26 protein-coding genes are annotated in these 25731 nt (G+C 47.5%); 14 read left to right on the plus strand and 12 right to left on the minus strand.

The annotated features are described in order from the left end of the window. Positions 1–7 precede the first annotated feature (7 nt). The 6 genes from gpAD87_RS26475 (at position 8) to gpAD87_RS32855 (ending at position 4733) form a co-directional block, all read left to right on the plus strand. Positions 8–871 carry an S-layer homology domain-containing protein gene (locus gpAD87_RS26475; protein WP_064641793.1) on the plus strand — a complete coding sequence of 288 codons (864 nt, stop codon included), beginning with the start codon at positions 8–10 and terminating at the stop codon, positions 869–871. A 19-nt stretch (positions 872–890) separates the two neighbouring features. Then, positions 891–1217 (plus strand): hypothetical protein, encoded by a 327-nt coding sequence (locus tag gpAD87_RS32705; protein WP_231952872.1) that lies wholly within the window; start codon positions 891–893, stop codon positions 1215–1217. A gap of 320 nt (positions 1218–1537) precedes the next feature. Further along, positions 1538–2278, plus strand: coding sequence for an HAD family hydrolase (locus tag gpAD87_RS26485; RefSeq protein WP_064641795.1), 741 nt, complete (start codon positions 1538–1540; stop codon positions 2276–2278). Between the two features lie 338 nt (positions 2279–2616). Further along, a complete protein-coding gene (locus tag gpAD87_RS26490) occupies positions 2617–3096 on the plus strand; it encodes a Dps family protein (RefSeq protein WP_063567195.1) in 480 nt (159 codons plus the stop codon). Between the two features lie 128 nt (positions 3097–3224). Beyond that, on the plus strand, positions 3225–4430 hold the full coding sequence (locus gpAD87_RS26495) for a nitric oxide synthase oxygenase (RefSeq protein WP_064641796.1): 1206 nt from the start codon (positions 3225–3227) through the stop codon (positions 4428–4430). Between the two features lie 180 nt (positions 4431–4610). Next, positions 4611–4733, plus strand: a complete 123-nt coding sequence (locus gpAD87_RS32855; protein ID WP_269453529.1) for a hypothetical protein — start codon at positions 4611–4613, stop codon at positions 4731–4733. A gap of 39 nt (positions 4734–4772) precedes the next feature. Here the strand turns inward: gpAD87_RS32855 and gpAD87_RS26500 are convergent, their stop codons facing one another. Then, complete coding sequence (locus tag gpAD87_RS26500; protein WP_197521524.1) at positions 4773–6044, minus strand: MFS transporter; 1272 nt, start codon at positions 6042–6044, stop codon at positions 4773–4775. 257 nt (positions 6045–6301) lie between these two features. On the opposite strand from gpAD87_RS26500, the gene gpAD87_RS26505 reads away from it, so the two are divergent. The 4 genes from gpAD87_RS26505 to gpAD87_RS26520 are packed head-to-tail and all read left to right on the plus strand — an operon-like array spanning position 6302 to position 10085. Further along, positions 6302–7411 (plus strand): ABC transporter ATP-binding protein, encoded by a 1110-nt coding sequence (locus gpAD87_RS26505; protein WP_063567198.1) that lies wholly within the window; start codon positions 6302–6304, stop codon positions 7409–7411. Then, on the plus strand, positions 7401–8234 hold the full coding sequence (locus gpAD87_RS26510) for an ABC transporter permease (RefSeq protein ID WP_024632841.1): 834 nt from the start codon (positions 7401–7403) through the stop codon (positions 8232–8234). The genes gpAD87_RS26505 and gpAD87_RS26510 overlap by 11 nt, the downstream gene beginning before the upstream one ends. Beyond that, positions 8209–9015, plus strand: coding sequence for an ABC transporter permease (locus gpAD87_RS26515; protein WP_064641797.1), 807 nt, complete (start codon positions 8209–8211; stop codon positions 9013–9015). The genes gpAD87_RS26510 and gpAD87_RS26515 overlap by 26 nt, the downstream gene beginning before the upstream one ends. Next, positions 9012–10085, plus strand: a complete 1074-nt coding sequence (locus tag gpAD87_RS26520; protein WP_064641798.1) for an ABC transporter substrate-binding protein — start codon at positions 9012–9014, stop codon at positions 10083–10085. The genes gpAD87_RS26515 and gpAD87_RS26520 overlap by 4 nt, the downstream gene beginning before the upstream one ends. 516 nt (positions 10086–10601) lie before the next feature. On the opposite strand, the gene gpAD87_RS26525 is transcribed toward gpAD87_RS26520, so the two are convergent. Further along, entirely contained in the window at positions 10602–11102 is a 501-nt protein-coding gene (locus tag gpAD87_RS26525) for a hypothetical protein (RefSeq protein ID WP_064641799.1), read from the minus strand. Between the two features lie 189 nt (positions 11103–11291). Continuing rightward, positions 11292–12335: an AraC family transcriptional regulator gene (locus tag gpAD87_RS26530; RefSeq protein ID WP_064642055.1), complete on the minus strand. Its 1044-nt coding sequence runs from the start codon at positions 12333–12335 to the stop codon at positions 11292–11294. Positions 12336–12469: 134 nt separating this feature from the next. Here gpAD87_RS26530 and gpAD87_RS26535 point away from each other — a divergent pair, with 134 nt between their 5' ends. Next, positions 12470–13102: an NAD(P)H-dependent oxidoreductase gene (locus tag gpAD87_RS26535; protein WP_064641800.1), complete on the plus strand. Its 633-nt coding sequence runs from the start codon at positions 12470–12472 to the stop codon at positions 13100–13102. A 115-nt stretch (positions 13103–13217) separates the two neighbouring features. Here gpAD87_RS26535 and gpAD87_RS26540 read toward each other — a convergent pair whose 3' ends face one another. From gpAD87_RS26540 to gpAD87_RS26550, 3 genes are all read right to left on the minus strand, one after another. Further along, positions 13218–14219, minus strand: a complete 1002-nt coding sequence (locus tag gpAD87_RS26540) for a cation diffusion facilitator family transporter (RefSeq protein ID WP_095206212.1) — start codon at positions 14217–14219, stop codon at positions 13218–13220. Between the two features lie 199 nt (positions 14220–14418). Next, positions 14419–15189, minus strand: coding sequence for a dioxygenase family protein (locus tag gpAD87_RS26545; protein WP_064641801.1), 771 nt, complete (start codon positions 15187–15189; stop codon positions 14419–14421). Next, entirely contained in the window at positions 15189–15863 is a 675-nt protein-coding gene (locus gpAD87_RS26550; protein WP_064641802.1) for an alpha/beta hydrolase, read from the minus strand. Before gpAD87_RS26550 ends, gpAD87_RS26545 begins: the two co-directional genes overlap by 1 nt. A gap of 211 nt (positions 15864–16074) precedes the next feature. On the opposite strand from gpAD87_RS26550, the gene gpAD87_RS26555 reads away from it, so the two are divergent. Both gpAD87_RS26555 and gpAD87_RS31990 read left to right on the plus strand, forming a co-directional pair. Further along, the gene (locus gpAD87_RS26555; RefSeq protein ID WP_064641803.1) at positions 16075–16623 is read left to right on the plus strand and encodes a helix-turn-helix domain-containing protein; all 549 of its coding nucleotides are present in this window, start codon (positions 16075–16077) and stop codon (positions 16621–16623) included. Between the two features lie 15 nt (positions 16624–16638). After that, on the plus strand, positions 16639–16824 hold the full coding sequence (locus tag gpAD87_RS31990; RefSeq protein WP_157258574.1) for a hypothetical protein: 186 nt from the start codon (positions 16639–16641) through the stop codon (positions 16822–16824). Between the two features lie 19 nt (positions 16825–16843). On the opposite strand, the gene gpAD87_RS26560 is transcribed toward gpAD87_RS31990, so the two are convergent. From gpAD87_RS26560 to gpAD87_RS26580, 5 genes are all read right to left on the minus strand, one after another. Beyond that, positions 16844–17563, minus strand: a complete 720-nt coding sequence (locus gpAD87_RS26560) for a 3-ketoacyl-ACP reductase (protein WP_064641804.1) — start codon at positions 17561–17563, stop codon at positions 16844–16846. Positions 17564–17644: 81 nt separating this feature from the next. Beyond that, positions 17645–18550 (minus strand): DUF4097 family beta strand repeat-containing protein, encoded by a 906-nt coding sequence (locus gpAD87_RS26565; RefSeq protein WP_064641805.1) that lies wholly within the window; start codon positions 18548–18550, stop codon positions 17645–17647. A gap of 2 nt (positions 18551–18552) precedes the next feature. After that, positions 18553–19143 (minus strand): HAAS signaling domain-containing protein, encoded by a 591-nt coding sequence (locus tag gpAD87_RS26570; protein ID WP_064641806.1) that lies wholly within the window; start codon positions 19141–19143, stop codon positions 18553–18555. Then, entirely contained in the window at positions 19136–19465 is a 330-nt protein-coding gene (locus gpAD87_RS26575) for a PadR family transcriptional regulator (RefSeq protein ID WP_063567210.1), read from the minus strand. The genes gpAD87_RS26570 and gpAD87_RS26575 overlap by 8 nt, the downstream gene beginning before the upstream one ends. A 274-nt stretch (positions 19466–19739) precedes the next feature. Then, on the minus strand, positions 19740–21284 hold the full coding sequence (locus gpAD87_RS26580; RefSeq protein WP_064641807.1) for an FAD-dependent oxidoreductase: 1545 nt from the start codon (positions 21282–21284) through the stop codon (positions 19740–19742). A 380-nt stretch (positions 21285–21664) separates the two neighbouring features. On the opposite strand from gpAD87_RS26580, the gene gpAD87_RS26585 reads away from it, so the two are divergent. Next, positions 21665–24484 (plus strand): glycoside hydrolase family 3 C-terminal domain-containing protein, encoded by a 2820-nt coding sequence (locus gpAD87_RS26585; RefSeq protein ID WP_064641808.1) that lies wholly within the window; start codon positions 21665–21667, stop codon positions 24482–24484. Positions 24485–24610: 126 nt separating this feature from the next. On the opposite strand, the gene gpAD87_RS32860 is transcribed toward gpAD87_RS26585, so the two are convergent. Beyond that, positions 24611–25450, minus strand: a complete 840-nt coding sequence (locus gpAD87_RS32860) for a methyl-accepting chemotaxis protein (protein ID WP_064641809.1) — start codon at positions 25448–25450, stop codon at positions 24611–24613. Positions 25451–25731: the final 281 nt, after the last annotated feature.

Genomic DNA, 25731 nt, shown 5'->3' on the forward strand with positions numbered 1-25731 from the left:
AGAGTGTATGAAAAAACAATTTATTAAATTCGCAGGAATAGCACTGGCAGCAGCACTTATGGTAGGTACTATCATCATCACAACATCTAACGTGCAAGCCGCATCTACGCAATTTTCTGATGTGAAATCGAGCCACTGGGCTTACAGTGCTGTTCAAAAGGCTGTATCGAAAGGATACGTCGATGGTTACACAAACGGAACGTTTAAACCCGATGTCAGTGTCACGCGCGCTGAATTCGCCAAAATGGTCGTTGCTGCTATGGAACTTGATGTACAAAACGCTTCTGGCAAATGGTACGTTCCATACGAGAATTCCGCGACCAAAGCTGGATTGTATGCGAGTACCGATTTCTCAAACAACGACGCTGGATGGAACAAAGTTATGACGCGTGATGAAATGGCCCGTATGGCAGCTCGTGCAATCGGAGAAACAACTAAAGAAAATGACAAATGGATGTACCTGGCAACGAAAGCGGGGCTGATCCAAGGCGTCGGTAAAGGACAGCTCGCTCCCAAAGGACTGACCACACGTGCGCAGGCTGTTGTTCTGATCGAGCGCATTCTCTCCAAAGATACCGGAGCTTACCTTGATGTCGATAAATATGCGGTCGGTAGTGCTGAAATCGCATGGCATGGTACGAACATCTTTACCGTTATGCCAGAAATGTGGGTTACTCCGGAATCTGATTGGAAACAAGCCGGTAAGTCGTCGGTCGAGGAAATGTGGAATGAAAAGCTTATGACGATTACATCGAAAGATGGACTGTATCAAGGTAAGTTGGACGCTCTTGTCGCAATTGACATGGCTGATCCTAACGATCCGAACCTTGGGCTGCTTGCGCCAAGTGAATACGCTCAAATGGTTCAATAACACCATCAACAAGAACCTTATGGTCAAAGATCAAAAGAACAGTTATGTTTTGTTTTTCAAAGGTGGAACGGTATACAACAAAGATACAAAAAAATATAATCCTTCAAAAGATCTGCAATTCCGGGTCGATGGATTTAGTAGTGCAGATCCTAAAGCCTTTTCCAAAGGTGAACTTAATGCAATCGCCAGACTTTATCGCAGCAGCTTTTTCGATGTTCCAGCCGTTATTATTCCAAAAAAGGGAACAGTACAAGAATATGGAAATCTAGAGATCCGTCTGCAAACCCCTGCAAGTGGAAATCTCTTCACTCAAATCGTCCCTCTTAGTCTGCGAGGAACTCGTTAATGAAAAAAAACCGACGACGCCTATTGCTTGTCGGACTCAGCATACTGTTACATTCGAGCGGTGTGCTGGGTGTTTTTTTTCCTTCAACTAAGTCGGAAGCAGCTTCGATAAAAAAAGAAGTACCCTATGATAGCGCATCGGGTGAGAAAACATCCACAAAAACAAGCTTGGGTCTTCGGAATCTGAATATCCTTTTTAGTATAGGAATAAAAACTAACGGAAGAGATCCTACAAGCAATTCACTTCTTGGACGGGGCAAATGAAAACATATATATTAAGTAGAGAGAATGTTTGGAGCAAAAGCAGGAGGATTAACAACGATGATAGATAAAATAAATGCTGCTAAAGCCATTTTTTTCGATGTAGACGATACCTTGTATGACCACTTGCAGCCGCTTCGTGGCGCTTTACAGCAAGTTCTTGGTTTATCAGATGAGTTCCCGTATGGGGAGGCATACCATCGCTTCCGTTATTATAGCGACTGGCTGTCTGCCCAAGAAGACTTGTCTGCTGTACCGGAACCGGAAGCGGTGGAACGGATGCGTCATCGCAGATTTGAGCTAACCATGGCGGAATTTGGACATCCTCTACAGCCGGGGCAGGCTGAAGAACTGCAAGCAGAGTATTTGAGTAGACAGTTTCAGATCCAGCCCTTTGAGGGAGCATATGAGCTTATTCGAAGACTTCTTGCAGAAGGCCATATGGTAGGGTTAATTACCAACGGAGAAGGAAAACATCAGCAGCGGAAGCTCGAAGCGCTGGATGTATTCAGTCTTATTCCCAAGGAACGCATCTTCATATCGAGTACCCTTGGTTACGCCAAGCCGGATCGCAGATTGTTTGAGCATGTAAGCAGGAAGACGGGATCGGATTCCGACTCCAGTTATTATATCGGCGATTCCTGGCGCAATGATGTTGTCGGTGCAGTGGATGCCGGATGGAAAGTGATCTGGTTCAACCATCGTGATGCTTTGCCAGAATCAGAGCATCAGCCTCATCACGTTGCGCGCAGTTATGAAGAGGTAAGCCGTATCCTTACATCCGAGTTGATTCAACAATAAAGCGTTCGCTATGTGCGTTGGTGCAGTCCTGATCCTCAATGAGGATTAGGGCTGTTTTTTGTTATATACCAGGTGAGGATTGTCATTGTACACCGGCGAAAATCGAGGTATAGATACTGTGTGTAAAGGTGTTTAAGGAGTCTTCCTACCCAAGCCAAACATGAAGCCTAGCTTCATGGAATCTTCATTCGAAAGAGTAGGCTAAAGCCTTCACAAAGGATAAGGGCAGTGTTATAATTAAAACAAGATTTAGATTAAGTCTAAATTAAAAAACGGAAGTAAGTTAAATTACGTGATCAAAATCAAAACTATATCGTATTCGAGAGGGGATAAATTCCATGAGCACAATCCAAACTAGAAACAATACTTTTGCAAACCATGCCACTGAACTTCAAGAGGTACTGAACCGCCAGATCGCAGGTTGGTCTGTACTGTACACCAAATTGCACCACTTCCACTGGTATGTGAAAGGTCCTCATTTCTTCACACTGCATGCCAAATTCGAAGAGCTGTATAACTTGGCTACGGCGAATATGGACGAAGCCGCAGAACGTCTATTGGCGATTGGTGGACGTCCGGTCGCAACGATGGCTGAACAACTGCGGTTGTCACCTGTTGAGGAAGCACAGGGACAGTTGTCGGCTGAAAAAATGGTAGAAACCGTAGTTACTGATCTGCAAGCGATGGTGGGTGTAATTAACGAGGGTATTCAAGCAGCTGGCGAAGCTGAGGATAATGCAACTGAAGATATGTTGATTGGATTCACTGCTGCATTGGATAAAGAGGTCTGGATGTTAAACGCATTTCTGGGCAAATAAGCTAAGTTACCCTGCATCCTGAACAACGATATGTAGAGTCCGTGAACAAAGTGCCCGTTCGCTTACAAATCCGGTGTGCTTGCCGTATAATGATGGCATTCAAGATGTATAGATTGGTGGAGTGAATAATGCGGACAGACCTGGAAGAACTGCGGGATGAAGCTGAACGGTTTATATATAGATGTTATGAAGAGCTGGGCCATTCGCGTGAAGACGCGCAGGCCCGGCTTGTTGCAGTTTTGAACGAGATTGAGCACACAGGCACATATGTGCATACTGCGGATGAACTGGAGCATGGCTGTAAAATGGCATGGCGGAACAGCAATCGCTGCATCGGGCGGCTATTCTGGGATAAACTGCGCATCGTTGATGCACGTCATGCAGATACGGTTGGAACGGCAGCAGATGCTGTGATGACGCACATCAGAGCGGCTTCCAACAAAGGGAAGATTATTCCCATGATTACGATTCTTCCACCTGATGGACCGAAGGGAGCCCCTGTGCGAATTTGGAATCACCAGTTAATCCGTTATGCCGGATATGAGACGACGGAAGGCATTGTAGGTGATCCTACCTCCGTTGAGCTAACGAAGACAGCAATGTCGCTTGGCTGGCAGGGAGAGGGTACGCCTTATGATGTGCTTCCATTGATTATCCAGGCTAAGGGGCAAGCTCCAGAGTGGTATCCTGTGCCCAAGGAAGACATCGTGGAAGTGAGGATCGAACATCCGGAGCGTCCCGAGATTGCCGAACTGGACATGCGCTGGTACGGTGTGCCGATGATTGCCGATATGCGGTTGGAGATTGGCGGCATAGCCTACCCGGCAGCGCCATTCAACGGCTGGTATATGGGCACTGAGATTGGCGCACGCAATCTGGCAGATACGTTTCGGTATAATAAACTACCAGCGGTAGCGGCAGCACTTGGCTTGAATACGTCGAGTGAAACGACACTTTGGAAGGATCGGGCTTTGGTAGAGCTGAATGTAGCGGTGCTGCATTCGTTCAAGAAAGCAGGCGTCAGCATTGTGGATCACCACACAGCGGCAGCACAATTTGCCCTGTTTGAGCAGCGGGAAGAGAAAGCCGGGCGCGAAATGACAGGCGATTGGGTCTGGCTGATTCCGCCGGTGTCTCCGGCAACGACGCATATTTTCCACAGTTCCTATCGCAATGAGATTGTGAAACCTAACTTTTTCTATGGAAATCATTTTTACACACTGGATGTAGAACAATCGGAAGCTGAACGAATGGACAGGGAAAAACAACAACCCGAAGGGGATCATCAGCCTAAGGCTGAGAACTCACCAATGAAATGCCCGTTTGCACACTGATGTGTGAACGGGTTGTTTTTTTGCTTTTTTTTCATCAAAGCACAGGCTTTAAAATAGGAAATAAAGCTGAATATTCTTTCTCTATATGGAAATTAATTGAACTTCTATAATGAGGATCATGACTTAATATAGGAGGGTTACCCATGCACGGAGTTTGAAGGTAAGTTGAAGCCCGATGGGGTGGAAGTTCTTGAAGTGAAGTTTTACAAGCCGACGGAATTGCCTGAGAACACAGACCCTTATTTGAAAAATAAAATCAAAGAAAATGCACTACATATCGCAGCACTATTGGGTAAAAAATGATTGGAGGCTGCCCACTGATGTGGGCAGTTTTTTGTGCATCTACACTCGTTTCGATTTGTAACGGCTGCGCATCACTGCCTGAACGGCAATTGCAGCAGCAATGAGAAGCAGATTGAACACAAACACGGTATACAGCGATCCACGCTCCACAAGCAGAGCAGCCACCAGAGGGGATACGATGGAACCGATCTCTGCCACAGAGACAATTTTGCCTATGACGGAGCTCCTACCCTCGTCCGGGATATGATCCCCGATATGAGCAAAAAACGAATCCATGTAACATGCACCGCCTACGCCGCCGATCAGCATGCCCACGTAAACCAGCACATACGAAGATGTACTCAGAAAAACGACCACTTCGATACCAATCATCAGCATGCCGAACATGCAGAGCAGCAGACGATCACCCATCCGATCAGACAGGTAACCGGCTACCGGAGCAGCCGCGAGTGTAGAGATACCAACGACGGTAAAGGCAAGACTGATCGCAAACGGGTCCCAGTGCATGATATGAGCGGCATATAACGCAAAATAAGTCAGAAAAACGGCATAAGCGCTCATCTCCAGGAAATGAACCATACCGTAGCCAATCAGTTGCTGCCTCCGGGTAAGTCCGGTGGACGGTTCAGGAGTGATTGGGCTAGGAGTAGCGTTTACTGGAGAAACTGTATAATCGGCAGGCGTTTGCGTTGGTTTGGCATTCGTTGGAGACTCGCTTGAGTCGTGGCCGTCCGCCACATTTTCAGATACAGGATTGGGCTTTGCTGCTGTCTTCATCCCCATAGCCGCAACCACAGCCATCAGACAGCACACGGTCACGAGTAAAAAAGGCACCGACAACGGCCAATGCAATGAGAGCCAGCCGCTGATGACCGGACCCAGCACCATGCCCCCGCCTTCACTGCTGCTGATATAACCGTTGTACAGCCCCCGATTGTCGACATTCCCTTCATCCCCAATGATGGAACGTACGACGACCGTAAGTCCGGTAGAAGCGAGCCCTTGCAGCAGCCGCAGCAGACCAAATACTAGTGCGGCAGAAGATACAGCGAAACCGCCCATACAAACAGCGAGCAGCAGAAGCATGGCAATAAGTGCCCGCTTGCCCCCGATTTTTCGATAGAGTGCCGCAGCGGGCACCCCGCCAATCACTTTACCGACATAAAAGAGTGCAAAAATAACCCCCATCATCCAGCCGGACAGGCCGAATTCCTCAATAAACAAAGGGAACAGGGGCAGGATCATAAAACCGCCCATCTGACTCAGAAAACAAATGATCATCAGCAAAGGCAGGTTACGACGAATATCCACGAACAGGACTCCTTTCACATGACTTGATTCCGAAATCCTCATGAAATCGCTCTACATGGATGCGTAGATATCGACATATACCCGTAATGTATGCTGTATTTGTGAGAATAAGAAGAAATAACACATGGCGTTTACATCAAAACCATTGCGGATATAGCTGAATCATATATAATAGATGGGATTTGTAATGAAGCATGCATGAAAAGAAGTGTACAGGCTCAAGGTATACCTCAAGTTTAAAGGGGGCGAAATGAAGCATGTCAGAACAACAACCGATTATCCGGTTCGACCGGGTGACCCAGCAATACGATCAGGATGAAGCCGTATTGAAGGAGGTCAGTTTCGAGATTGAGCGGGGTAAATTTTATACGCTACTCGGCCCGTCAGGCTGCGGGAAAACAACGATATTGCGCCTGATTGCCGGCTTTGCGGAGCCGACACAGGGCAGTATTTATTTTAACGGTGCACTGATTAACCAAGTGCCGGCTCACCAGCGGCAGGTGAATACCGTATTTCAGGATTATGCGTTATTTCCACATTTGAACGTATTTGAGAACGTAGCTTTTGGTTTGCGGATCAAAAAAATGAAAACCGCTGAAATTCAAGGCAAAGTGCTGGAAGCACTCAAGTTCGTCAATCTCTCTGGCTATGAAAACCGTGAAATTGGGGAGATGTCCGGTGGACAACGGCAGCGCGTCGCCATTGCGCGGGCGATTGTGAATGAACCCGAGATCTTGTTGCTGGACGAGCCACTTTCGGCGCTCGATCTGAAGCTGCGGACAGAAATGCAGTATGAACTGCGCGAGTTGCAACAGCGATTGGGCATTACGTTTATCTTTGTCACGCATGATCAGGAGGAAGCCTTGGCGATGTCGGATGAGATCTTTGTCCTGAACGGCGGCGTCATTCAACAGAGCGGCACACCGAATGATATCTATGATGAGCCGATTAACCGTTTCGTGGCGGACTTTATTGGTGAATCGAACATTGTATCCGGCAAAATGAAGCAGGACTTTGTGGTGGAATTTGCTGGCGCAGAGTACGAGTGTGTCGATCAGGGTTTGCAGCGGGACGAGCCTGTGGAGATTGTGATTCGTCCAGAGGATATGGAGATTACAACCGAGGAACAGGGCAAGATGCAGGTCAACGTGGACTCCCAGCTGTTCCGTGGGGTGCATTACGAGATATCCACATACGATGATGCGGGTAATGAATGGCTGGTGCATTCCACGAAGAAAGCCGTCGTAGGCGCTCGTATTGGACTGTATTTTGACCCGGAAGCCATCCACGTCATGCGCTTTAACGAGACGGAAGAAGAGTTCGATAAACGTCTGGAAGCCTACCAAGAGGCCGTTCATGCAGACTAAGGCGAGTACACGCAATGCGTATCTGATTCCATATGTATTGTGGATGGTGTTGTTTGTAGTTGCTCCGGTTCTGCTGGTGGTGTATTACTCGTTCTTCGATGTGGAGGGCAATTTCACGCTGGGTAACTACGCTCGGTTCTTTACACCTGTGTACATGCAGATGACCCTGAGCTCGTTCTGGTATGCATTTCTGATCACAGTGTTCTCACTGTTGGTCTCGTATCCGACGGCGTATTTACTGACTCGTACGAAGCACAAGCAGCTGTGGCTGCTGCTTATTATTTTGCCAAGCTGGATCAATCTGTTGTTAAAAGCGTACGCCTTTATCGGCCTGTTCGGCACGTATGGCTTGACCAATTCCTTGCTGGAAGTGGTGGGTATTGGCACGCAACAGATTTTATTCACCGATTTTAGCTTTATCTTTGTCTCGGTGTACATCTTCATTCCATTCATGATCTTGCCGATCTTCAACGCGTTGGAAGAGATGAATCCTTCGCTGATCTATGCGGCCCGGGATCTTGGGGCATCGTCATGGCTGACGTTCCGCCGGGTTATCTTCCCGTTGACGCTCAGCGGAGTGAAATCCGGCTGTCAGGCCGTATTTATTCCGGCGCTATCTTTGTTCATGATTACCCGCCTTATTGCGGGGAACCGGGTAATTACGCTGGGAACAGCGATTGAGCAGCATTTTCTCGTCACCCAGGACTGGGGGATGGGTTCGACGATTGCCGTCTTTTTGATTATTGCGATGGCGATCATTATGTTCCTGACTGGATCAGGCAAGAAGGAGGTGCGTAATGGGAAGAAACGGAAAGCTGTCTAACGTCTATCTGGCCGTTGTATTCGCCATACTGTACGCACCGATTGCGTATCTGATCTTCTATTCCTTCAACAGTGGCGGGCATATGCGCGGCTTCGAAGGATTTACATTGGAATGGTACAGGGAAGTATTTGCCGATACCCGGCTGCTGATCATTGTACTCAATACGTTCATTATTGCGCTCCTGTCCTCTGCGATCTCGACGATGCTCGGTGTGGCAGGGGCACTGGCGATCTACCATGTGCGGCGCAAACGGACCAAGAATACGTTGCTGTCACTCAATAACGTGCTGATCGTTAGTCCGGATGTCATCATTGGTGCATCCTTTCTGATTCTATTCACCATGATTGGCATCAAGCTTGGATTCACTTCTGTACTGTTGTCTCATATAGCATTCAGCGTGCCGATTGTCGTGATTATGGTACTGCCAAAGCTTCAGGAGATGAGCCCGACATTGATGGATGCGGCGCGCGATCTGGGTGCTGGATCATGGCAGATCCTGACCCGTGTCGTGCTTCCATATGTTAAACCAGGTATTTTTGCCGGATTCTTCATGGCATTGACGTACTCGCTGGATGACTTCGCCGTAACATTCTTTGTCACGGGTAACGGATACTCCACACTCTCTGTGGAGATTTATTCAAGAGCAAGGCAGGGTGTGTCATTGTCCATCAATGCGCTGTCCACGCTGCTGTTCCTGCTGACGGTGCTGCTGGTGGTTGGGTATTACTTCATTAACCGCCGTGCAGCGCGAACGCCTGCGGGAAGGGGGCTGCGTCCATGAAGCAACTGGTTCGGACATTTGCGATTGTATTTGTGGCTGCCTTTGCCTTGATGATTCTCGCTTCGTATCTGAACAAGAGTCAGGGGTATTCCGGCGGCAACACGCTGACGATTTACAACTGGGGCGATTATATCGACCCCGATTTGCTGAAGGAATTTGAACAAGAGACCGGCATCAAGGTGATCTATCAGACGTTTGATTCGAACGAAGCGATGTTAACCAAGATTGAGCAGGGCGGAACGACGTTTGATGTGGCGATTCCTTCCGAATATGCGATTAGCAAAATGAAAGAAGAAAATCTGCTCATTCCACTCGATCACAGCAAGCTGCCCAACCTGCACAACATCGATCCGCGGTTTATGGACCTGTCCTTCGATGAGGACAACAAGTATTCCATCCCTTACTTCTGGGGAACAGTGGGGATTGTGTACAATCCTGAACTGGTCGATGGGTTAACGTTTGAGAGCTGGAATGATCTGTGGGACCCACGTTTGAAAAATCAAATCTTGCTGCTCGACGGTGCCCGTGAAGTCATGGGCATGGGGCTGAACAGCCTCGGGTATTCGTTGAACGATACGAACGAAGATCATCTGCAGGAAGCTTTGAAGAAACTGTCCACCCTCACGCCTAACGTCAGAGCGATTGTCGGAGACGAGATCAAAATGCTGCTGGCAAACGAGGAAGCGGCGGTAGGACTCGTATGGTCCGGTGATGCGTCAGAAATTATGGATGAGAACGACAAGCTGGATTACGTGGTTCCGGAGGAAGGTTCGAACCTTTGGTTCGATAACATGGTCATTCCGAAGACCGCGAGTAATATTGAAGGTGCTCATCAGTTTATCAACTTCATGCTGGACCCTGATCATGCGGCTCGTAATACTGAATATGTAGGGTACTCTACACCGAACGCCGAGGCATTGAAGCTGCTGCCAGAGGATATTTCGGAGGATGAGCGATTCTATCCAGATGAGACACTGACGGGTAAGCTGGAAGTGTACAATAATCTGGGCAAAAAAATGCTCTCGCATTATAACGATTTGTTCCTCGAATTTAAAATGCATAGCAAATAAAAGGTATTACAGTGAGATGTATCGGATGAACATGGCGTTCCATGTAACGTCCAACGCGCTAACGAATCTCCCGCACCTTATTGGGCACATTTGCGTGGGTTACGAAAGCTAACGAACTTCAGCGAAGCTATTCTTTGTAAAAAAGGTGTTTAAACGGCAATAAGCTGCTGCATAGACAGAATAGCGTCACTCTGATTCGTTAAAACTCCAATCGGCGCAAATGATCACCAATAGCGTGTGTACAGTTCGTTAGAATAAATAGGGGTGCAGCTCGTCATTTCAATTGAATGACGAGCTGCACCCCTTTATTTTTACCCTACCTCAGAGCAATAGCTCAAGTGGTTGTCTTAACTTTGTTTACACGTTAACGGAGGGGACAGAACAGACGAAGGAAGCGAAGCGTGCGCCTTTATCCCCGGATTTTCCCATTCTAGATGGGATTCAAAAAAATCTGGGGATAACAGCGATCCGAAGTTGTTCTGTCACCGCAGTGTTCTAGTGTAAACGACTTAAGATTTACATGCGCTTTTTGCGACCCACAATGATCCACGCCCCGCCCATAATCAGCACAATCGCCACGAATGGCTGGACAAAGGACAGACTGTTCAGCATCGTGCCAATCGACATGACGGCGAAGAATAACAGTGAGATAACCGTCAGAATGTTGATCGGAATCAGCAACCATTTGTTACGGCCACCGAACCAATACAATTCAAACAGACCTACCGCTACCGCAAGAATGAAGCCAGGCCACATTGTGCTCCAGTTACCAAAGAGCATGGCGATCTGGCTGACAACACCTACCGTAAGTAAGATGCCACCTGGAACTAGCAATCCGATCCCTCGTCCAATCATGGAGAAGTAGAGCCAATGGAAGAATAGCCCCAGTGGAATCACAAATAGGGTGGGCCAGAACGTGGCAAAGATTGTACCTGGACCGAGTGAACCTCCCTGGTTCAAAATCAGGTACACGCCGAGCAAAATAAGCACAGGCGCAAGGATGGTGCGTTTAGCCATGATATCTCTCCTTTTCAATACAAGATCAATTCCCGAACGGTCATGGAGTATGTTTTCTCGTTATTCACAGCATACCATGAACCGCAAAAGGGTATCCTCGGTCTTTGGAGTTAAACTTCACCTAGACTAAAGTCTAGGTTCAAAACATGTAATCACTAATCCCCTTAGGAGGATTGGATTCGGGATTATTCAACTACGGGGCTGCATGGGCTGTTTGAGACTGGAACGGTATTGCCCGGGAGTCTGTCCCGTCCACTTTTTGAAGGCATTCTGAAACGCGCTTTGCTCCGAAAAATGTAAGGCATACGCAATATCCCCCACGGAATAGGTTCCCTTCTGCAAATATCGCAATGCCATTTCCTTGCGTACCTGAACGGATATCTCATGATACGTTGTATCTTCTTCACGTAATCGGCTCTGAAGTGTGCGAATGCTCACGCCCAGATGCTCTGCGGTGTGTTGTAATGTGGGAAAGAAGGTTGGAAGGCTCTCCATCATCCACCGACTTACTTTGCCAGAGAATGATTGAGATGAATGAAGCTCATCTTTGCTTTCCTGAGCCATGGTTTCAAAGACCTTCAGCATTCTTGCATCCGAATATAATACGGGCTGATCCAGTATGTCTTTGTGCATTCGCAGGAGTGTACATGTATCCCCGAATCGCGGCTCTATTCCGAACATGCCAACATAAGGAGATAGATCGCCTGAAGCATCGGGGGCTTGATGACCGAATCGAACCTCTTTTAACTCCACCCGGCGATTCGCCAGTTTGCTGATTAAATACACCATCGAGACAGCCATATCTTCCACACAATGACGGGACATCTGCTTCTCCGAATTTTGCAAAGACAATTGAAGGATCAGATCCGTTCCGTCTACTTTCCAATCCAGATTAAATCCACTATATAGAATGATGTTATATCGTTGATAAGCAGCGAGTGCATCTCCAATCGTCTTGGAATGCATCATGACGTAACCAGGAAGGCCAAGGTCCGCAAAGTCCAGCAGTTGTCCCTGGTTCAATCCAAAATACAGATCATCCGAGTATCTCGCAGCATACTGCATAATCCGTTCCAACTCTTTAACTGGAATACGTGCTTCCGGATTCTGCATAATAGCAGGATCTAAGCTGACGTACTCGAAAAACGCTTCGGATTCGTACCCTTTGTTCACCAGCGTCTTCATAATCGGATACAACATAGAAATGGACACACCGTGATTATGGTTGTTCATGCTACCCCCTTTTGCGCGAATCAGCAATGTTTTGGCGCCGTTGATCATTTGTTTATGTATACCTTCACTTTATGCTTGTGATATGCCTGCTTCTTCGGCCTTCATGAACATTATTATACAGGAGGAACAGATGTATGAAATCAAATATTTTGGTAATTAATGGTCATCCAGATCCGCAAAGTTACTGCAAAGCACTGTCAGAAGCCTATATAAAAGGAGCGCGACAATCGGGCAGTATTGTGGAACTGATCGACCTGAGCCATATTCAGTTTAATCTCAATCTTCAGTACGGGTACCGTCAGCGGACGGAGTTGGAGCCTGATTTGGTGAGAGCTCAGGAATTGATCCGATGGGCGGACCATCTGGTGTTTGTATATCCGACGTGGTGGGGAGTGATGCCTGCTATTTTAAAAGGGTTTATTGATCGGGTGTTTTTGCCCGGATTCGCCATGAAAGATCGGGAGGACTCACCCCTATGGGACAAATTGCTGAAAGGAAGGTCTGCCCACATCATTGTGACCATGGACACACCACGCTGGTACAATCGATTCATTTACAGACATGCAGGGCATCGGGTCATGAAATCCAATATTCTCAAATTCTGCGGGGTCTCCCCGGTACGTATAACCGAGATTAGTCCAATCAAAGGCTCCACTGAGGCGTTCCGCCTGAAATGGCTGGATAAATTAATGGAGATGGGCATGAAGCAAAGTGCCAGAACTAAACCCCATGCTGGTCAGTCAGCGAATCCCAACCAACAAGTTTAGCCCAACCTTTAGTAGCCATGTAGTTATATTAGCTATGTCACGTTGTTTGCTATGTGAAGAAGCCCACTCCGCGAAGAGTAGGCTTTTTTTATCTTTTATAAAAGGGAGCAGGCCCTTATTTCACCACATCAGAATGCTTCTTGCCCCAGCTGTTCACACCATCATCTTCGATAATTGAGATGGCTGCATCGGCGATGTCCGGATCTGTCATTAACTTCTCTTGGATACGGAACTTGATATCATCTGCATCGGCAAGGCTCAATCCTTTGGTCAGCTCAATCAGACCCTCGACGTGGTAATAACGACCTTCCTGAATAATGCGCATCATCTGGATATCTGCAACATGAGAGTCTGCCAGAATGGTCTGGGATACTTTATCCTCAACATCCTGTGGAGCCGCTACACCAATCAGTCCGATCATATTGTCATAACCTACACGGAAAGCGACAGCGATCATCAGGCATCCAATAATGGTTGTCACGACTCCATCGAGCAATGCAAAATTGGTCAGTGCAATGACAACGACAGAGATCAGTGCGAGTGTCGCACCGAGTACCGCTACAATATCTTCGTAAAATACAAGGCGTGTTGGCGGCGCGGCACGTCCTACATTTTTGATCGCAGCAGGGAACAGGGCGAGGCCTGACGCTTTGGGCGCACGTGCTTCGTGTAGAATTTCTTTCATTGCTTTAATCAAAATGGCTCCATCGATCACAATGTTAAGCACCAGCACGCCGATGTTAATCCAGATACCGCCGGAATGAGCAGCTGGATGCAGTAACAGGTGAATCCCTTCATGGATCGTTTCATACGCCATAATGGTAACAACGATAACGGCAATCATACAGAAAATGTTGATGACTCGCCCGAATCCGGTCGGAAAGCGGCGTGTAGGTTTTTTCTCGGACAACACACTTCCTACAAAGACAAACCCTTGGTTGATGGCATCGGCTAGAGAGTGCATCGCCGAGGCGAACATGGCGCCACTGCCACTGAATAGAAAGGCTCCTCCTTTGCACAGTGCAAGTACAGCATTTCCTGCCATAGCTACAGCCGAGGATGTGTTCCCCTTTTTGACGAGAGACATTAAGCTCTCAGACTTTGGTTGTTCAGCCACTTCGAATGTTCCTCCCAGAAAGATGTGATAGGTGTAAAAAGAGTATTCCTTAATTACAGCTTGGTCATTTCCACTAAATGTTATTATAGCTTGCTTTACAACTCCCAGCATTATGCAAAAAAGGTCATATCACTAAAAACACCCGTGCGAGTTCGCACGAGTGTCTGGTTATTTTTATATAAAATGTTATATCAATCGATCAATCAAATCTCCAGCAGGATAGGCTCAGGTTGCCATACTGATAGGCTTTGAACAGGAGTGATGCCTGCTTGTTCTGATCTCCCGCACCCATGGCGAGCAGCAATGGTACAAAATGCTCTGGCGTAGGCACGGCTGCTTGGGCTGATGGCGCCAGCTTGTCATAGGCGAATAGGGACGCTGTATCCCAGCTCACAAGTTTGTCTTGCAGCCAGTTGTCAAACGCCAAGGCCCAAGGGTCAATGCCTGCGCTTTCCCAGTTTAACTGACGCAGGTTGTGTACCGTCCCACCACTGCCAATGACGAGAACGTCCTGCTCACGCAATGTGGCGAGTGCCTGCCCAACCTGATACTGCTGTTCATTGGACAGATAACGGTTCACGGATAAAGCAACGACCGGAATGTCCGCATTTGGATAGAGCAGGCGAAGCACAACCCAGGCACCGTGATCCAGACCACGAACAGAGTCGCTTTCCACCGGAATACCAGCATCCCCGAACAGGCGCTGAATCTCCGCTGTTGTCTCTTCATGTCCTTGTGCAGGGTATTTGATCTGATACAGCTCAGGCTGGAAGCCGCCAAAATCATATATGGTCTCGTAATTGGCTACTGAAGAAACCAACTGAGTTGTGGATTCCCAGTGAGCAGAGAACAATACGATCGCTTTGGGTTTCGGCAGTTCCTGTCCAAGTTTCTGCAGAAATTCAGTATATGCATTTTCCTCCAGTGCAAGTGATGGCGCACCGTGAGCAATAAACAGAGATGGCATCATTATGAATTCAGTCCTTTCGGGTCTTCGGCAGTTAGCTTGGCATTCGTCCGAAGCCATTGCTGAAATTGTTGATATAAGTCGGGGGTGACTTGGTGTCCACCGTGATATGGAACATACGTAACGTTATTGGTCTGTTCCCGGAAGAAGCTGGCGTTATCTTCGCCAAGTTGCAGCGGGAAGAGATGATCCTGATCGCCATGCGATATAAATACAGATAACTCCGAGTTGGGCTGTATCTTGTATTCGTCTTTCACAAATTGCGGAATGTAACCACTCATGGCTACAATTCCCTTGATTGCATCTCCCATAATCAGCGAGAGCGTCATCGCCATAATGGCTCCCTGACTGAATCCGGCGATATAACGCCGTGCCGGGTCAATGGCATATTTGGCAGACAAGTCAACCATTAGCTGTTGCAGTCCCTGAACAGAGGCGTCGAACAACTCACGGACGGGATTGCCAATGCTTTTAATTTGAAAATAGGCGTAGCCGCTACCCTGAACAATAGGCCCACGTACGGCGACGATAATAAAATCGGACTGAAGAGGCTCCATTAAGCGAAGCATATCCTGTTCATCCGAACCCATGCCATGCAGGGCAAAGATAACGGGATATTGTTGTTCTGTATTGTAATCGGAAGGAAGCCGAACCTCGTAAGTCAATGAATAATTCAATGCAACCACCACCTGATAAGAAATGAGTAATCAAAAAAAGTTTACTAATATGAAATTAATATTCTTATTGATGAACAAAATTTATCATGATTCCATTGTAGGGTCAATATTTTTTTTGTATTATGAAAATATGTTCCGTATAAGAAATCTATAATGCTCAATAACGATGGTTGGGTATCGGATATACAGATCATAGGGGGAGGATTGCAACATGGATATTGGTCTAGCCATTCGTACGATCCGCAAACAAAAACAGATCACCATCATGCAAATGTGCGAGGGTACGGGGCTATCCAAGGGGTTTATCAGCAACGTGGAAAATAATAAAACATCACCGTCCATCGCGACGCTTGAAAGTATCGCGGATTATCTGGAAGTGCCACTGCCATACTTGCTGCTGTCACCGGAGCAGCGGATGAACGTGGTGCGCAAGGATGAGCGCAAAGAGACGACTGCCGGAAGTGGGCAGATCAAAGTACAGCATCTAACGGCAAAGGGTGCCATGCGCATGTCCATTGTAGAGCTGCCAGCAGGTGCATCGACTGGGGTTAATAAGCACGCCGGAGAAGAGAGTCATCTGGTTCTGCAAGGCCGAATTCGCGCAGAGCAGTGTGAGGACGTAGAGATTCTGGAAGCGGGGGATTCATTCAGCTGGAATGCCATCGTTCCCCACGAAGTAACCAATATTGGGGAGGAACCCGCGGTAGTACTGATCGCCGTGTCCAAGGAATTGGATTTGGACCATTTGTGGAACGCATAAGCAGAGAATCATGGAATGGAGAATGAGAGAAGTAACGCTGCATTAATCATAAGGGGAGAGATTCAGCGTGATGAATCGTATTCGGACACGATGGCGGCTGCTGAATATGTAAAAGGCCGCCCAGAGGTTTCTCGGGCGGCCGGATGGCGACGGAGTGCATCATTAGAAATGGTTGCTTCCGTCATTCATTGTTCTTTATAAATGGTCTGACTACTCCTGCTTACTGTGGATTAGTTGTCCAGATGCCTGCGGCTTTAACAAATACACGGTCCGACAGTTTGAGCGTCGCCAAAGCCAGTTCAGCTACGTCTTCCGCTTGCATCATGCGGTCTTCGTCTCCAATTTTGAGTCCGGCATTGGTTGCCAGCTCCGTGTTCACTGTACTTGGTGTTAACGCAGTAACCCGGATATTGGATTTGCGCACTTCCTGCATCAGGGATTCGGTCATGCCGAGCAGTGCGAATTTGGAAGCACAGTAAGCTGAGCCTGTAGCAAATCCACGCTCGCCTGCGGTGGAGGCGATGTTGATAATGCTACCGCTGCTTTCCTTAATCATGCTTGGCAGTACGGCACGAGTTACATAGTATGTACCCATGACATTAACATGCAGGATACGTTCCCACTCTTCCGGGTCCATATCCAGCAGTGTGCCGAAGCTTGCAATGCCTGCATTGTTGATCAGAATATCGACTGCGCCAAGCTCCATCTCAATCGCAGCTACGGCTGCTTCAGCCTGAGTGCGATCGGAAATATCCGCAATAGCACTGGTTACTTTTACACCATATTCCTGGCTCAGCGATTGTTGTAGAGCCTCCAGATCGGAGGCCGTCCGAGCGATCAGTCCGAGATGTACACCTTCCTTGGCAAGTGCTTCAGCAATGGCACGGCCAATACCTTTACCGGCGCCAGTGATGACAGCCGTTTTATTTTTAAGTTCCATGTGGGTAACTCCTCCTTAGAATTGGACTAGCATTTAATTATACTATATTACCCACAGTTCGAATATTTGCTTCATCATGATTTATGATGATTGTTTGATCTTGATGCTGCCTGAAGTGGTGCGAGCTTTGATGACCTCACGGCTTACCATGGGGGAATCAGGTATATTTACATCACCGGAAGTGGCCTGTGCATCGTAAATACCGTCAAAATCAGGCGCCGCCTGTATGGAAATATCTCCTGACTGTCCCGATACATCAATTGGACCGGAAACTTCTTGCTCGATCTTCACACTGCCAGAAGTGAACTTAACATTTGCTGCACCGTTCAATTGCGTAATTTTGGTATCTCCCGACTGTACACTTCGGGTCACATCGCCATCAATGCCATTCAGCGTGAAACTTCCGGACGTTTGTTTGACTTGCATATCCCCCGCAATTGCCGCAGCTTTAATGTCTCCTGAAGTTAGATCGAGTTGAATGGTTGGTACGGTAATGTCCTGAAGGTGAATGCTTCCAGACGTATTGTTAAGGTCCAAGGTATTGGCATGCAGGCCCTTCAGATCCAGATCACTGGAAGAAGAGACGATGTTAACTTCATCCAGCTGATGTCCTTCAGGTAGCGCAACCGTGATCGTTTGCTGCTGATTATTCCAATAAAGGGTGAAAAATTGCAAACGCAAACGCTCTTCCTGGTTTAACGTAAAGGTTCCATCCGTGATCGAAGCCTGTTTAAAAGCTTCAATGGTGGCCGGGTCCCACTTTCCGTCGACTTCAATGTAGCCATTGGAATCCGGACTGACAACGAATTCAATATCTGCGCTTAAGTTGGCATTCATCATGATATTGTGCAGCTCATCATTTTTGAATTCCCAACGTTTGGAGTAGGGTTCTCTCTCGTCTCCGAACTGAACTCCGTATATGGAGGTTCCGAGCAAACCGATGCCGATACATAGTATCGCTAAAGCGATCCATTTTTTGGTGCTCATGATTAGACATCTCCCTTCATCGTCTTTTGATTCCATCTTATATACTGAAGAGTGATCAACTTAAAGGCTGTAAACACCCTTTTTGTCGCAATGGCGAATAGAATGCCTATACCGAATACTCCAATCGAAACGAATAATTCAGAATACTCGAAATGGCCGAGATATAAGAAATCCACAGCAGCAGCAACCGGGGCTACGACCAGCAGCGACAAACTGGCAATCGTGAGCCATACCGACCACAGAGTCAGTCCTAGCGGAATCGCGAGTATGATGTTCAAGAAAAAAAGTCCGATTGCCGTGAAGAAGTTGCGTGCAGCTCGATTTCCCTTCTTTTGCTGTGAACGCATTTCTTCGAATGTCCGTGCGTAGAACGGATCAGATCCTGGCGTTTGTGCATCATACCGGTCACCGAGCGCTTCTTTGGCAATCTCGATCGGATGCCCCAGTTCCCGTGCAATCTCTTCTTCCGGTCTTCCTTCTCTTAATCCCATCTCAAAATGCTGTTCATAATCAGCGAGCAATTCTGCCCGTTCCAGCGGGTCCATCGGTCTTAAATGAATCTCCATTGCCTGCATGAATTGTTGTCTATTCATTGGGGGTACCTTCCTCTATAAGATTTGCGACATTGCGCACAAAACCATTCCATTCATTCGTCAGAGTCTTCATATAGTCACGGCCGGTATCAGACAGTTTGTAATACTTACGTGGTGGTCCTTCACTGGATTCCTGCAGGTAAGTAGTACAATAGCCGTCATTGACCAATCTTCGCAAAAGGGGATACAGCGCACCTTCCGCCACTTCAATATGCTGGGATACAGCCTGAGCCAGTTCGTAGCCGTAACGATCCTGGCGGTTGATTAACACGAGGACGCATAGTTCCAGCACCCCTTTTTTGAATTGAATATTAACATTCACTTGGGTTCCTCCTTGTTGCTCTATCCAATCACTAGTGTGTATTGTTCAGTAGTCGTAAATTCATCATAGCATCCGGTACTGTTTAATGCAAGGTAGTGATTTTAAAATAGTTCCGTATCACGATGTCCCGCTAAGTTGGACTAACTTCGTTTTCTAGCTATTTTATCTATAGATCAGCATACGCAAAACCCGAATCGGTTACTTCCGTCTGAAGGCGGATTCCGATCCGGGTCTATGGGATGAAGATATACGTTGATGGGGGTATCAGCTTGGTTTATTCTTGTGCTTCCAGCATCTTAAGGTCTTTAACGGCAGGTCCTTCAATGACTTTGCCCGCGTAATCATAGCGTGATCCGTGGCATGGGCAATCCCATGAACGTTCCCCGGCATTCCATTCGACTTCACAACCCAAATGGGTGCAGGTGGTGTCCACAAGAAAGAGTTTGCCAGTCGGGTCCTTGTAGGCGCCAGCGCGTTTGCCGTCATGGCGAACAACAGCCCCTTCATCGTTGCCGAGTTCTCCCGTGTTTTTGTGAATAATGCCGACTTTGCCAGAGATCAGTTCCGCGGCTACATTGACATTCTCTACAAGGAAGTTTTTCACACCAGGGTCTACCTTGAATCTTGCAGGATCGAATACTGCTGCGTAAGAGTTATCTCGTCCAGTAATCCGGTCTGTAAGGATATGTCCAGCCATCGTTCCTGTGGTCATGCCCCATTTGGCAAAGCCGGTAGCCACATAGACACGTTCATGTCGTCCAGTAATTGGCCCAATGTAAGGGACCTTATCGATGGAGATCAGATCCTGAGCTGACCAGCGGAAAGGGATGTTGCGAATGCCAAATGTATCGGCTGCATAACGCTCCAAATTTTCATAATGACCGACAGTGCATATGCCCTGTCCGGTTTTGTGATTTTCCCCTCCAAAGAGGATGTGTTCCTTCCCTTTATGAATGACAGTACGCAGGGATCGATAGGGTTTATCGTCAGAGATATACATGCCACCTGTGAAAGGTTTCTGAGGTTCAACAACAACAGCATAGGAACGCTCGGCGTGCAGCCTTGAAAAATAAAATCCGGGGTCATAGACCGGGAAATGGGAGGCAACAACGACATGTTCGGCCGTTACGGATGGACCATTCTCATATGTCCGCACATGTAGCGAGGCATCTTCCTCCACATCGGTTACCGTTGTATGTTCGTAGATGCGGACACCTTGCTTGACTGCGGATTCCAGCAGGTAATGTAAATAACTAAGCGGGTCAAAGCGAGCTTGTCCCGGCATCTTAATACCTGCTCTGGCCGGAACAGGGATGGGAAGGGGATCAACCCATTGACCAGGAATATTCAGCTTGCCATAGGCAGTCAGCTCAATCTCCAGCTTCTTGAGATTCTCCTCGGATTGAATGTAGACATAGGCATCTTCCTCTGCCCACTGGCAATCAATATGTTTCTCTTTTACCAGATCGCGCATCCACTTGGCGGCTGTTGCATTGCCTTCATAATACATGCGGGCCTGTTCTTCTCCAAAATGATGAAGCAATTCATCAAATATCACGCCATGCTGTGCCGATACCTTGGCCGTTGTATGGCCTGTTGTGCCATCCAGTACTTTTCCAGCTTCAAGCACGACCACGCTCATTCCCGTCTGGGCCAGTAAATAAGCTGTTGTGATACCTGCAATTCCTGCACCAATAATGGCTACATCGGCGGTTGTATTTTCTGTCAGTTTCGGATATTCATTGAATGTGTTTGTCGCTCTCCACAGGGATTCCGGTATGGAAGGCAAACCTGTCGGGGGCTGTTGATGCTCACTCACTTGATTTTCCTCCTTCAATATTCTTCTTCATTAAGGACTATGCTTAGCTCAATAAGTACGTCATATCTATACTCCTATCCATGATTACCATACTGTGCCAGAATAAAACGATTGTCCGCATACTTTCCTGAGGAAAGTTCACATTTTCATGTGAAGCCCCCCTGTTTTTTTTGCTAAACATGCTATATGATAGATTTACCGAAACCGTTTTAGTTAATTAAATGAAGAGTTAACGACGGCTCGTAAAGTGCTTGTTCTAAAAGGTTAAATCTTCGAATCGTGAGCTCGGATACGTCAAGAATACATCGTATTAATTTATCAATTATGTATCCGCTATCATTCTAAATAAATCAATGAATTCCCAAAGGAGATTCCATATTATGACCAACCAAACGAAATATCCGTTTCAGGATACAACGATCGAACTGGATACACGTGTTAAGGACCTCGTGTCCCGTCTGTCGGAAGATGAGAAAATCGAATCGATGCTGCAATACCAACCCGCAGTTGAACGACTGGGTATCGCAGCATATAAACACGGCACAGAAGCAGCCCATGGTCTGGCCTGGCTTGGCGAAGCGACTTCCTTCCCGCAGCCAGTAGGGCTGGCGTGTACCTGGGATGCGGACCTGATGAAAGAGATCGGCTCCGTGATCGGAGACGAGGCACGTGTATTTTATAAACGCAATCCAGCAGTAAACGGTCTGACTCTGTGGGCACCTACGGTTGATATGGAGCGTGATCCACGTTGGGGGCGGAACGAAGAAGCTTATGGTGAAGACCCTGAACTGACTGCTGAACTGACAACGGCGCTGGTTAAGGGAATCCAGGGCGACCATCCGAAGTATTACAAGGCGGTTGCTACGTTGAAGCATTTCCTTGCAAACAATAATGAAGTGGATCGTGGCAGTGGTTCATCGAGTATTGATCCGCGCAACATGCGTGAATATTATCTGAAAGCGTTCGAGAAACCGTTCAAAGAGGGCGGCGCACAATCAATGATGACCGCGTACAACTCTATTAATGGTACACCGGCATTGCTGCATCCGTTTGTAAACGAGATTGTGAAGGGCGAATGGGGCATGGATGGCTTCATCGTGAGTGATGCAGGGGATGTCATGGGGATCAAGAACGATCATAAATACTATGATTCTCACACACCAGGAACAGTGGAGTCCGTCAAAGCCGGAATTGACAGTATTACCGATGATGCGGATCTGTCGAAGCAGGCGCTGCGTGAAGGGCTGGAGCAAGGTACACTCACAATGGAAGACATCGATCTGGCGTTGTTCAATACGTTCCGTGTGCGTTTCCGTCTAGGTGAATTTGATCCGGCTGAGGGCAATCCATATGCTTCGATTGGTGAAGAAGCGATGATGACGGAGAAGGCGAAGGCCCTTTCACTGAGAGCAGCGAGAGAACAAGTTGTATTGCTTAAAAATGATCAAGGCACGCTTCCACTGGATAAAACAAAATCCGGCAAAGTGGCTGTGATTGGTCAACTGGGTGGAACAGTCTATCGTGACTGGTATGCAGGCACCATGCCATATAGCGTATCCCCAATTGAAGCGATCAGCGGCAAAGTAGGCGGCGACAAGGTTGCATTCAAGGATGGCAATGACCGCATTACATTGACTTCAGTGGCAAGCGGTAAGGCTGTCGGATTGGCTGAGGATGAGAAATCATCCATCATTGCTTCGGGAAATGCGGAGACATTTACACTAAGTGACTGGGGCTTTGGCAGTTACACGCTGAAGGCAGACAGTAATGGGAAATACCTGACGACGGATGAAGAAACGGTTACGGCATCGGCGGATGAAGTATATGGCTGGTTTGTGAAGGAAGTATTCCATCTGTTGCCACAACAGGACGGAAGCGTGGGGCTGAAGACTTGGAACGATAAAACAGTAACGGCATCCAATGGTGGAAACGATGCGTTTGCGGTATCCGAAGAGATGAAATCTTTCGGTGCTACGGAAACGTTCAAAAAGGATATTGTGGTGAATGGGTTGGAGGAAGCGGTAGCGGCCGCGAAGGAAGCGGAGACAGCGATTGTATTTGTCGGCAACAATCCACTTGTGAATGGTAAAGAAGAGATCGACCGCCCAAGTCTGGACCTGGCTGAATCCCAGCAGCGTCTGGTTGAAGCCGTTTATGCAGCGAATCCAAATACCGTTGTAGTTATCGTGGGAAGTTACCCGTTCACGTCCAACTGGGTGCAGGAGAACATTCCGGCTGTATTGTATACATCCCATGCAGGACAAGAGTTGGGGAACGCTATAGCTGACGTATTATATGGCGATTATGCACCAGCAGGCCGCCTGAATATGACGTGGGTGCAATCGGCAGATCAGCTGACCGATATCAGAGACTACGATATCATCCAATCTGGACGTACGTATCAGTACTTTGAAGGTGATGTACTGTATCCATTCGGACATGGATTAACGTATGCATCGTTTAAATACAGCAATTTGGAACTGAACCCGGCCCAAGCTGGAGTCGAAGAGGCCATTACTGTGCATGTGGACGTGACGAATACAGGAACGATCGCCAGTGATGAGGTTGTGCAGTTGTATGTGCGTGCCGGGCAGTCCCGTGTTAAACGTCCACTCAAAACGTTAAAAGGTTTCCGTCGTCTTCATATTGAAGCTGGGGCTACAGTGAAAGTCAGCTTCACACTGCCAGTTCAGGAACTGGCGATCTGGGATGTAACCCGTGATCGCTATGTGGTCGAAAGTGGTACCTACTCTATTATGGTGGGCAAATCTTCTGCTGATGTTCAGCTTGTTGCTGACCTGACGGTACAAGGGGAGACTATTCCTTCCCGTAATTTGAGTGTGGCTACACGTGCCGAGAATTACGATGCATACTTCAGTGTGGATCTGGATGAGAGTAAGGAAGGCGGAACCTCTGTCCGTGTGATTGGTGAACAAGGATGGATTGCCTTCAAGGATGCAGATCTGGGCAGCAATGCAGCAGCGCTTGAAGCTCGTGTATCATCAGAGCAGGCAGGTGCAGTATTGGAAGTTCGGCTGGGTGCACCTGACGGTACACTGGCAGGACGCGTGGAACTGGCACAGGGTGAGGCACAACAGTGGTCCACGGTTAAGGCAGACCTGAAAGGTGTATCAGGTCAACAGGATGTATACCTCGTGTTGTCCGCAGGAGTACGTGTCAGCCATTTCGAGATTCATTAAGTCGGATAGAATAACATTAGCAAGATGACCAAGATGGAATGATAGTAAATGAAAAATCCTCCGAAGAGATTCGGAGGATTTTGTTTGTGCATTTGGTTGAGTGGGTTAGGAGTTTCTTTTTCCTTTTTACTTTCCGTCAAATGTAATCAGTTTGTGCACAAATTGTTTCAATAGTTGGTTCGTTGCATTCAACTGCTCAATCGTGCTCATAAAATTGTTAACCAGTTCCGCTTGCTCCTGAGAACTCGCGGTAATCTCCCCAAGTTCATTCTCCATCCCCTGAATGGATTGGCGGACGGAGAGGAGGGACTCTTCAATACGCGTGGTCGCTTCCTTTGTATCTACGGACAGCTTGCGGATTTCCTTGGCGACGACGCCAAATCCTGCACCTGCTTCACCGACACGAGCAGCTTCGATGGCGGCATTCAGGCCGAGCAGATTCGTTTGCTCCGAGATTTCACGGATGAAGCTGGCGACCTGAGTCACGTTGCCTGATTTCTGTACAGCTTGTTTGGAGTTGTTGCGAATTTCTTCGGTGGTGGCGCTCAGCTCCTCCGAATGTGCAGCTACGTGCTGAACGCTGTCAATCAACTGGTTGGTCAGGTTTTCGGTAGCATTCATGAGCTGCTGCAGCTGATCCTGATCATCCATACTATAGAGCAGGTTGAATATAGCGATGACCTCGCCCTGTTCATTTTTGATCGGAAGGTAGGCGACATCAAACGGCACTCCAAATAACTCCTTCGGGTAATGATCAAATTGTTTGTCCGTACCGCCTTTCAGATCGGCAAAATCACGATTAGGCTCGAGCAGTGGATCACCTGCTTTGAACTCTAGTTGTTTTAACGACTCTCCTGCGGAAAAATACAGGAATTTCTCCCGGTCAATAATGGAAAGGGTTACATCTTGGCGAATCGTATCCCGAAAAAAGGGCATACATGCGATTAGTGATTGAATCATATCCATTGGAAAGGTCCATCTCCTCAATTTTCTGATCTGATAAACGATTGTTTTAAATTGTTATTTAATAACTGCCTATATCATATATCGTCATGCAATAAGGAATAAAATAGAGAGAAATGATAATATATGATCCTTTAGAAGAGTTAGCTGTAGTTTCAAATACCTTTAGCTTCTGCATGGTTGTTCCGGGTGTACCGGACGGTAACTGGCAGGACACGTTGAACTGGCGCAGGAGTACGTGTCAGCCATTTCGAGATTCGTTAAGTCGGATAAAAAAGACATTG

The sequence above is a fragment of the Paenibacillus sp. AD87 genome, assembly GCF_001659845.1.
GTDB classification, from domain to species: domain Bacteria; phylum Bacillota; class Bacilli; order Paenibacillales; family Paenibacillaceae; genus Paenibacillus; species Paenibacillus marchantiae.

Bases quoted from the DNA above. Each gene is read 5' to 3' on its own strand.
- gpAD87_RS26565 (WP_064641805.1), bottom strand. From the start codon at position 18,550: ATGAGCACCAAAAAATGGATCGCTTTAGCGATACTATGTATCGGCATC.
- gpAD87_RS26485 (WP_064641795.1), top strand. From the start codon at position 1,538: ATGATAGATAAAATAAATGCTGCTAAAGCCATTTTTTTCGATGTAGAC.
- gpAD87_RS26475 (WP_064641793.1), top strand. From the start codon at position 8: ATGAAAAAACAATTTATTAAATTCGCAGGAATAGCACTGGCAGCAGCA.
- gpAD87_RS31990 (WP_157258574.1), top strand. From the start codon at position 16,639: ATGGAGAATGAGAGAAGTAACGCTGCATTAATCATAAGGGGAGAGATT.
- gpAD87_RS26570 (WP_064641806.1), bottom strand. From the start codon at position 19,143: ATGAATAGACAACAATTCATGCAGGCAATGGAGATTCATTTAAGACCG.
- gpAD87_RS26585 (WP_064641808.1), top strand. From the start codon at position 21,665: ATGACCAACCAAACGAAATATCCGTTTCAGGATACAACGATCGAACTG.
- gpAD87_RS32860 (WP_064641809.1), bottom strand. From the start codon at position 25,450: ATGGATATGATTCAATCACTAATCGCATGTATGCCCTTTTTTCGGGAT.
- gpAD87_RS26560 (WP_064641804.1), bottom strand. From the start codon at position 17,563: ATGGAACTTAAAAATAAAACGGCTGTCATCACTGGCGCCGGTAAAGGT.
- gpAD87_RS26520 (WP_064641798.1), top strand. From the start codon at position 9,012: ATGAAGCAACTGGTTCGGACATTTGCGATTGTATTTGTGGCTGCCTTT.
- gpAD87_RS26555 (WP_064641803.1), top strand. From the start codon at position 16,075: ATGGATATTGGTCTAGCCATTCGTACGATCCGCAAACAAAAACAGATC.
- gpAD87_RS26530 (WP_064642055.1), bottom strand. From the start codon at position 12,335: ATGAACAACCATAATCACGGTGTGTCCATTTCTATGTTGTATCCGATT.
- gpAD87_RS26510 (WP_024632841.1), top strand. From the start codon at position 7,401: ATGCAGACTAAGGCGAGTACACGCAATGCGTATCTGATTCCATATGTA.
- gpAD87_RS26535 (WP_064641800.1), top strand. From the start codon at position 12,470: ATGAAATCAAATATTTTGGTAATTAATGGTCATCCAGATCCGCAAAGT.
- gpAD87_RS26545 (WP_064641801.1), bottom strand. From the start codon at position 15,189: ATGATGCCATCTCTGTTTATTGCTCACGGTGCGCCATCACTTGCACTG.
- gpAD87_RS26490 (WP_063567195.1), top strand. From the start codon at position 2,617: ATGAGCACAATCCAAACTAGAAACAATACTTTTGCAAACCATGCCACT.
- gpAD87_RS26505 (WP_063567198.1), top strand. From the start codon at position 6,302: ATGTCAGAACAACAACCGATTATCCGGTTCGACCGGGTGACCCAGCAA.
- gpAD87_RS26495 (WP_064641796.1), top strand. From the start codon at position 3,225: ATGCGGACAGACCTGGAAGAACTGCGGGATGAAGCTGAACGGTTTATA.
- gpAD87_RS32705 (WP_231952872.1), top strand. From the start codon at position 891: ATGGTCAAAGATCAAAAGAACAGTTATGTTTTGTTTTTCAAAGGTGGA.
- gpAD87_RS26525 (WP_064641799.1), bottom strand. From the start codon at position 11,102: ATGGCTAAACGCACCATCCTTGCGCCTGTGCTTATTTTGCTCGGCGTG.
- gpAD87_RS26515 (WP_064641797.1), top strand. From the start codon at position 8,209: ATGGGAAGAAACGGAAAGCTGTCTAACGTCTATCTGGCCGTTGTATTC.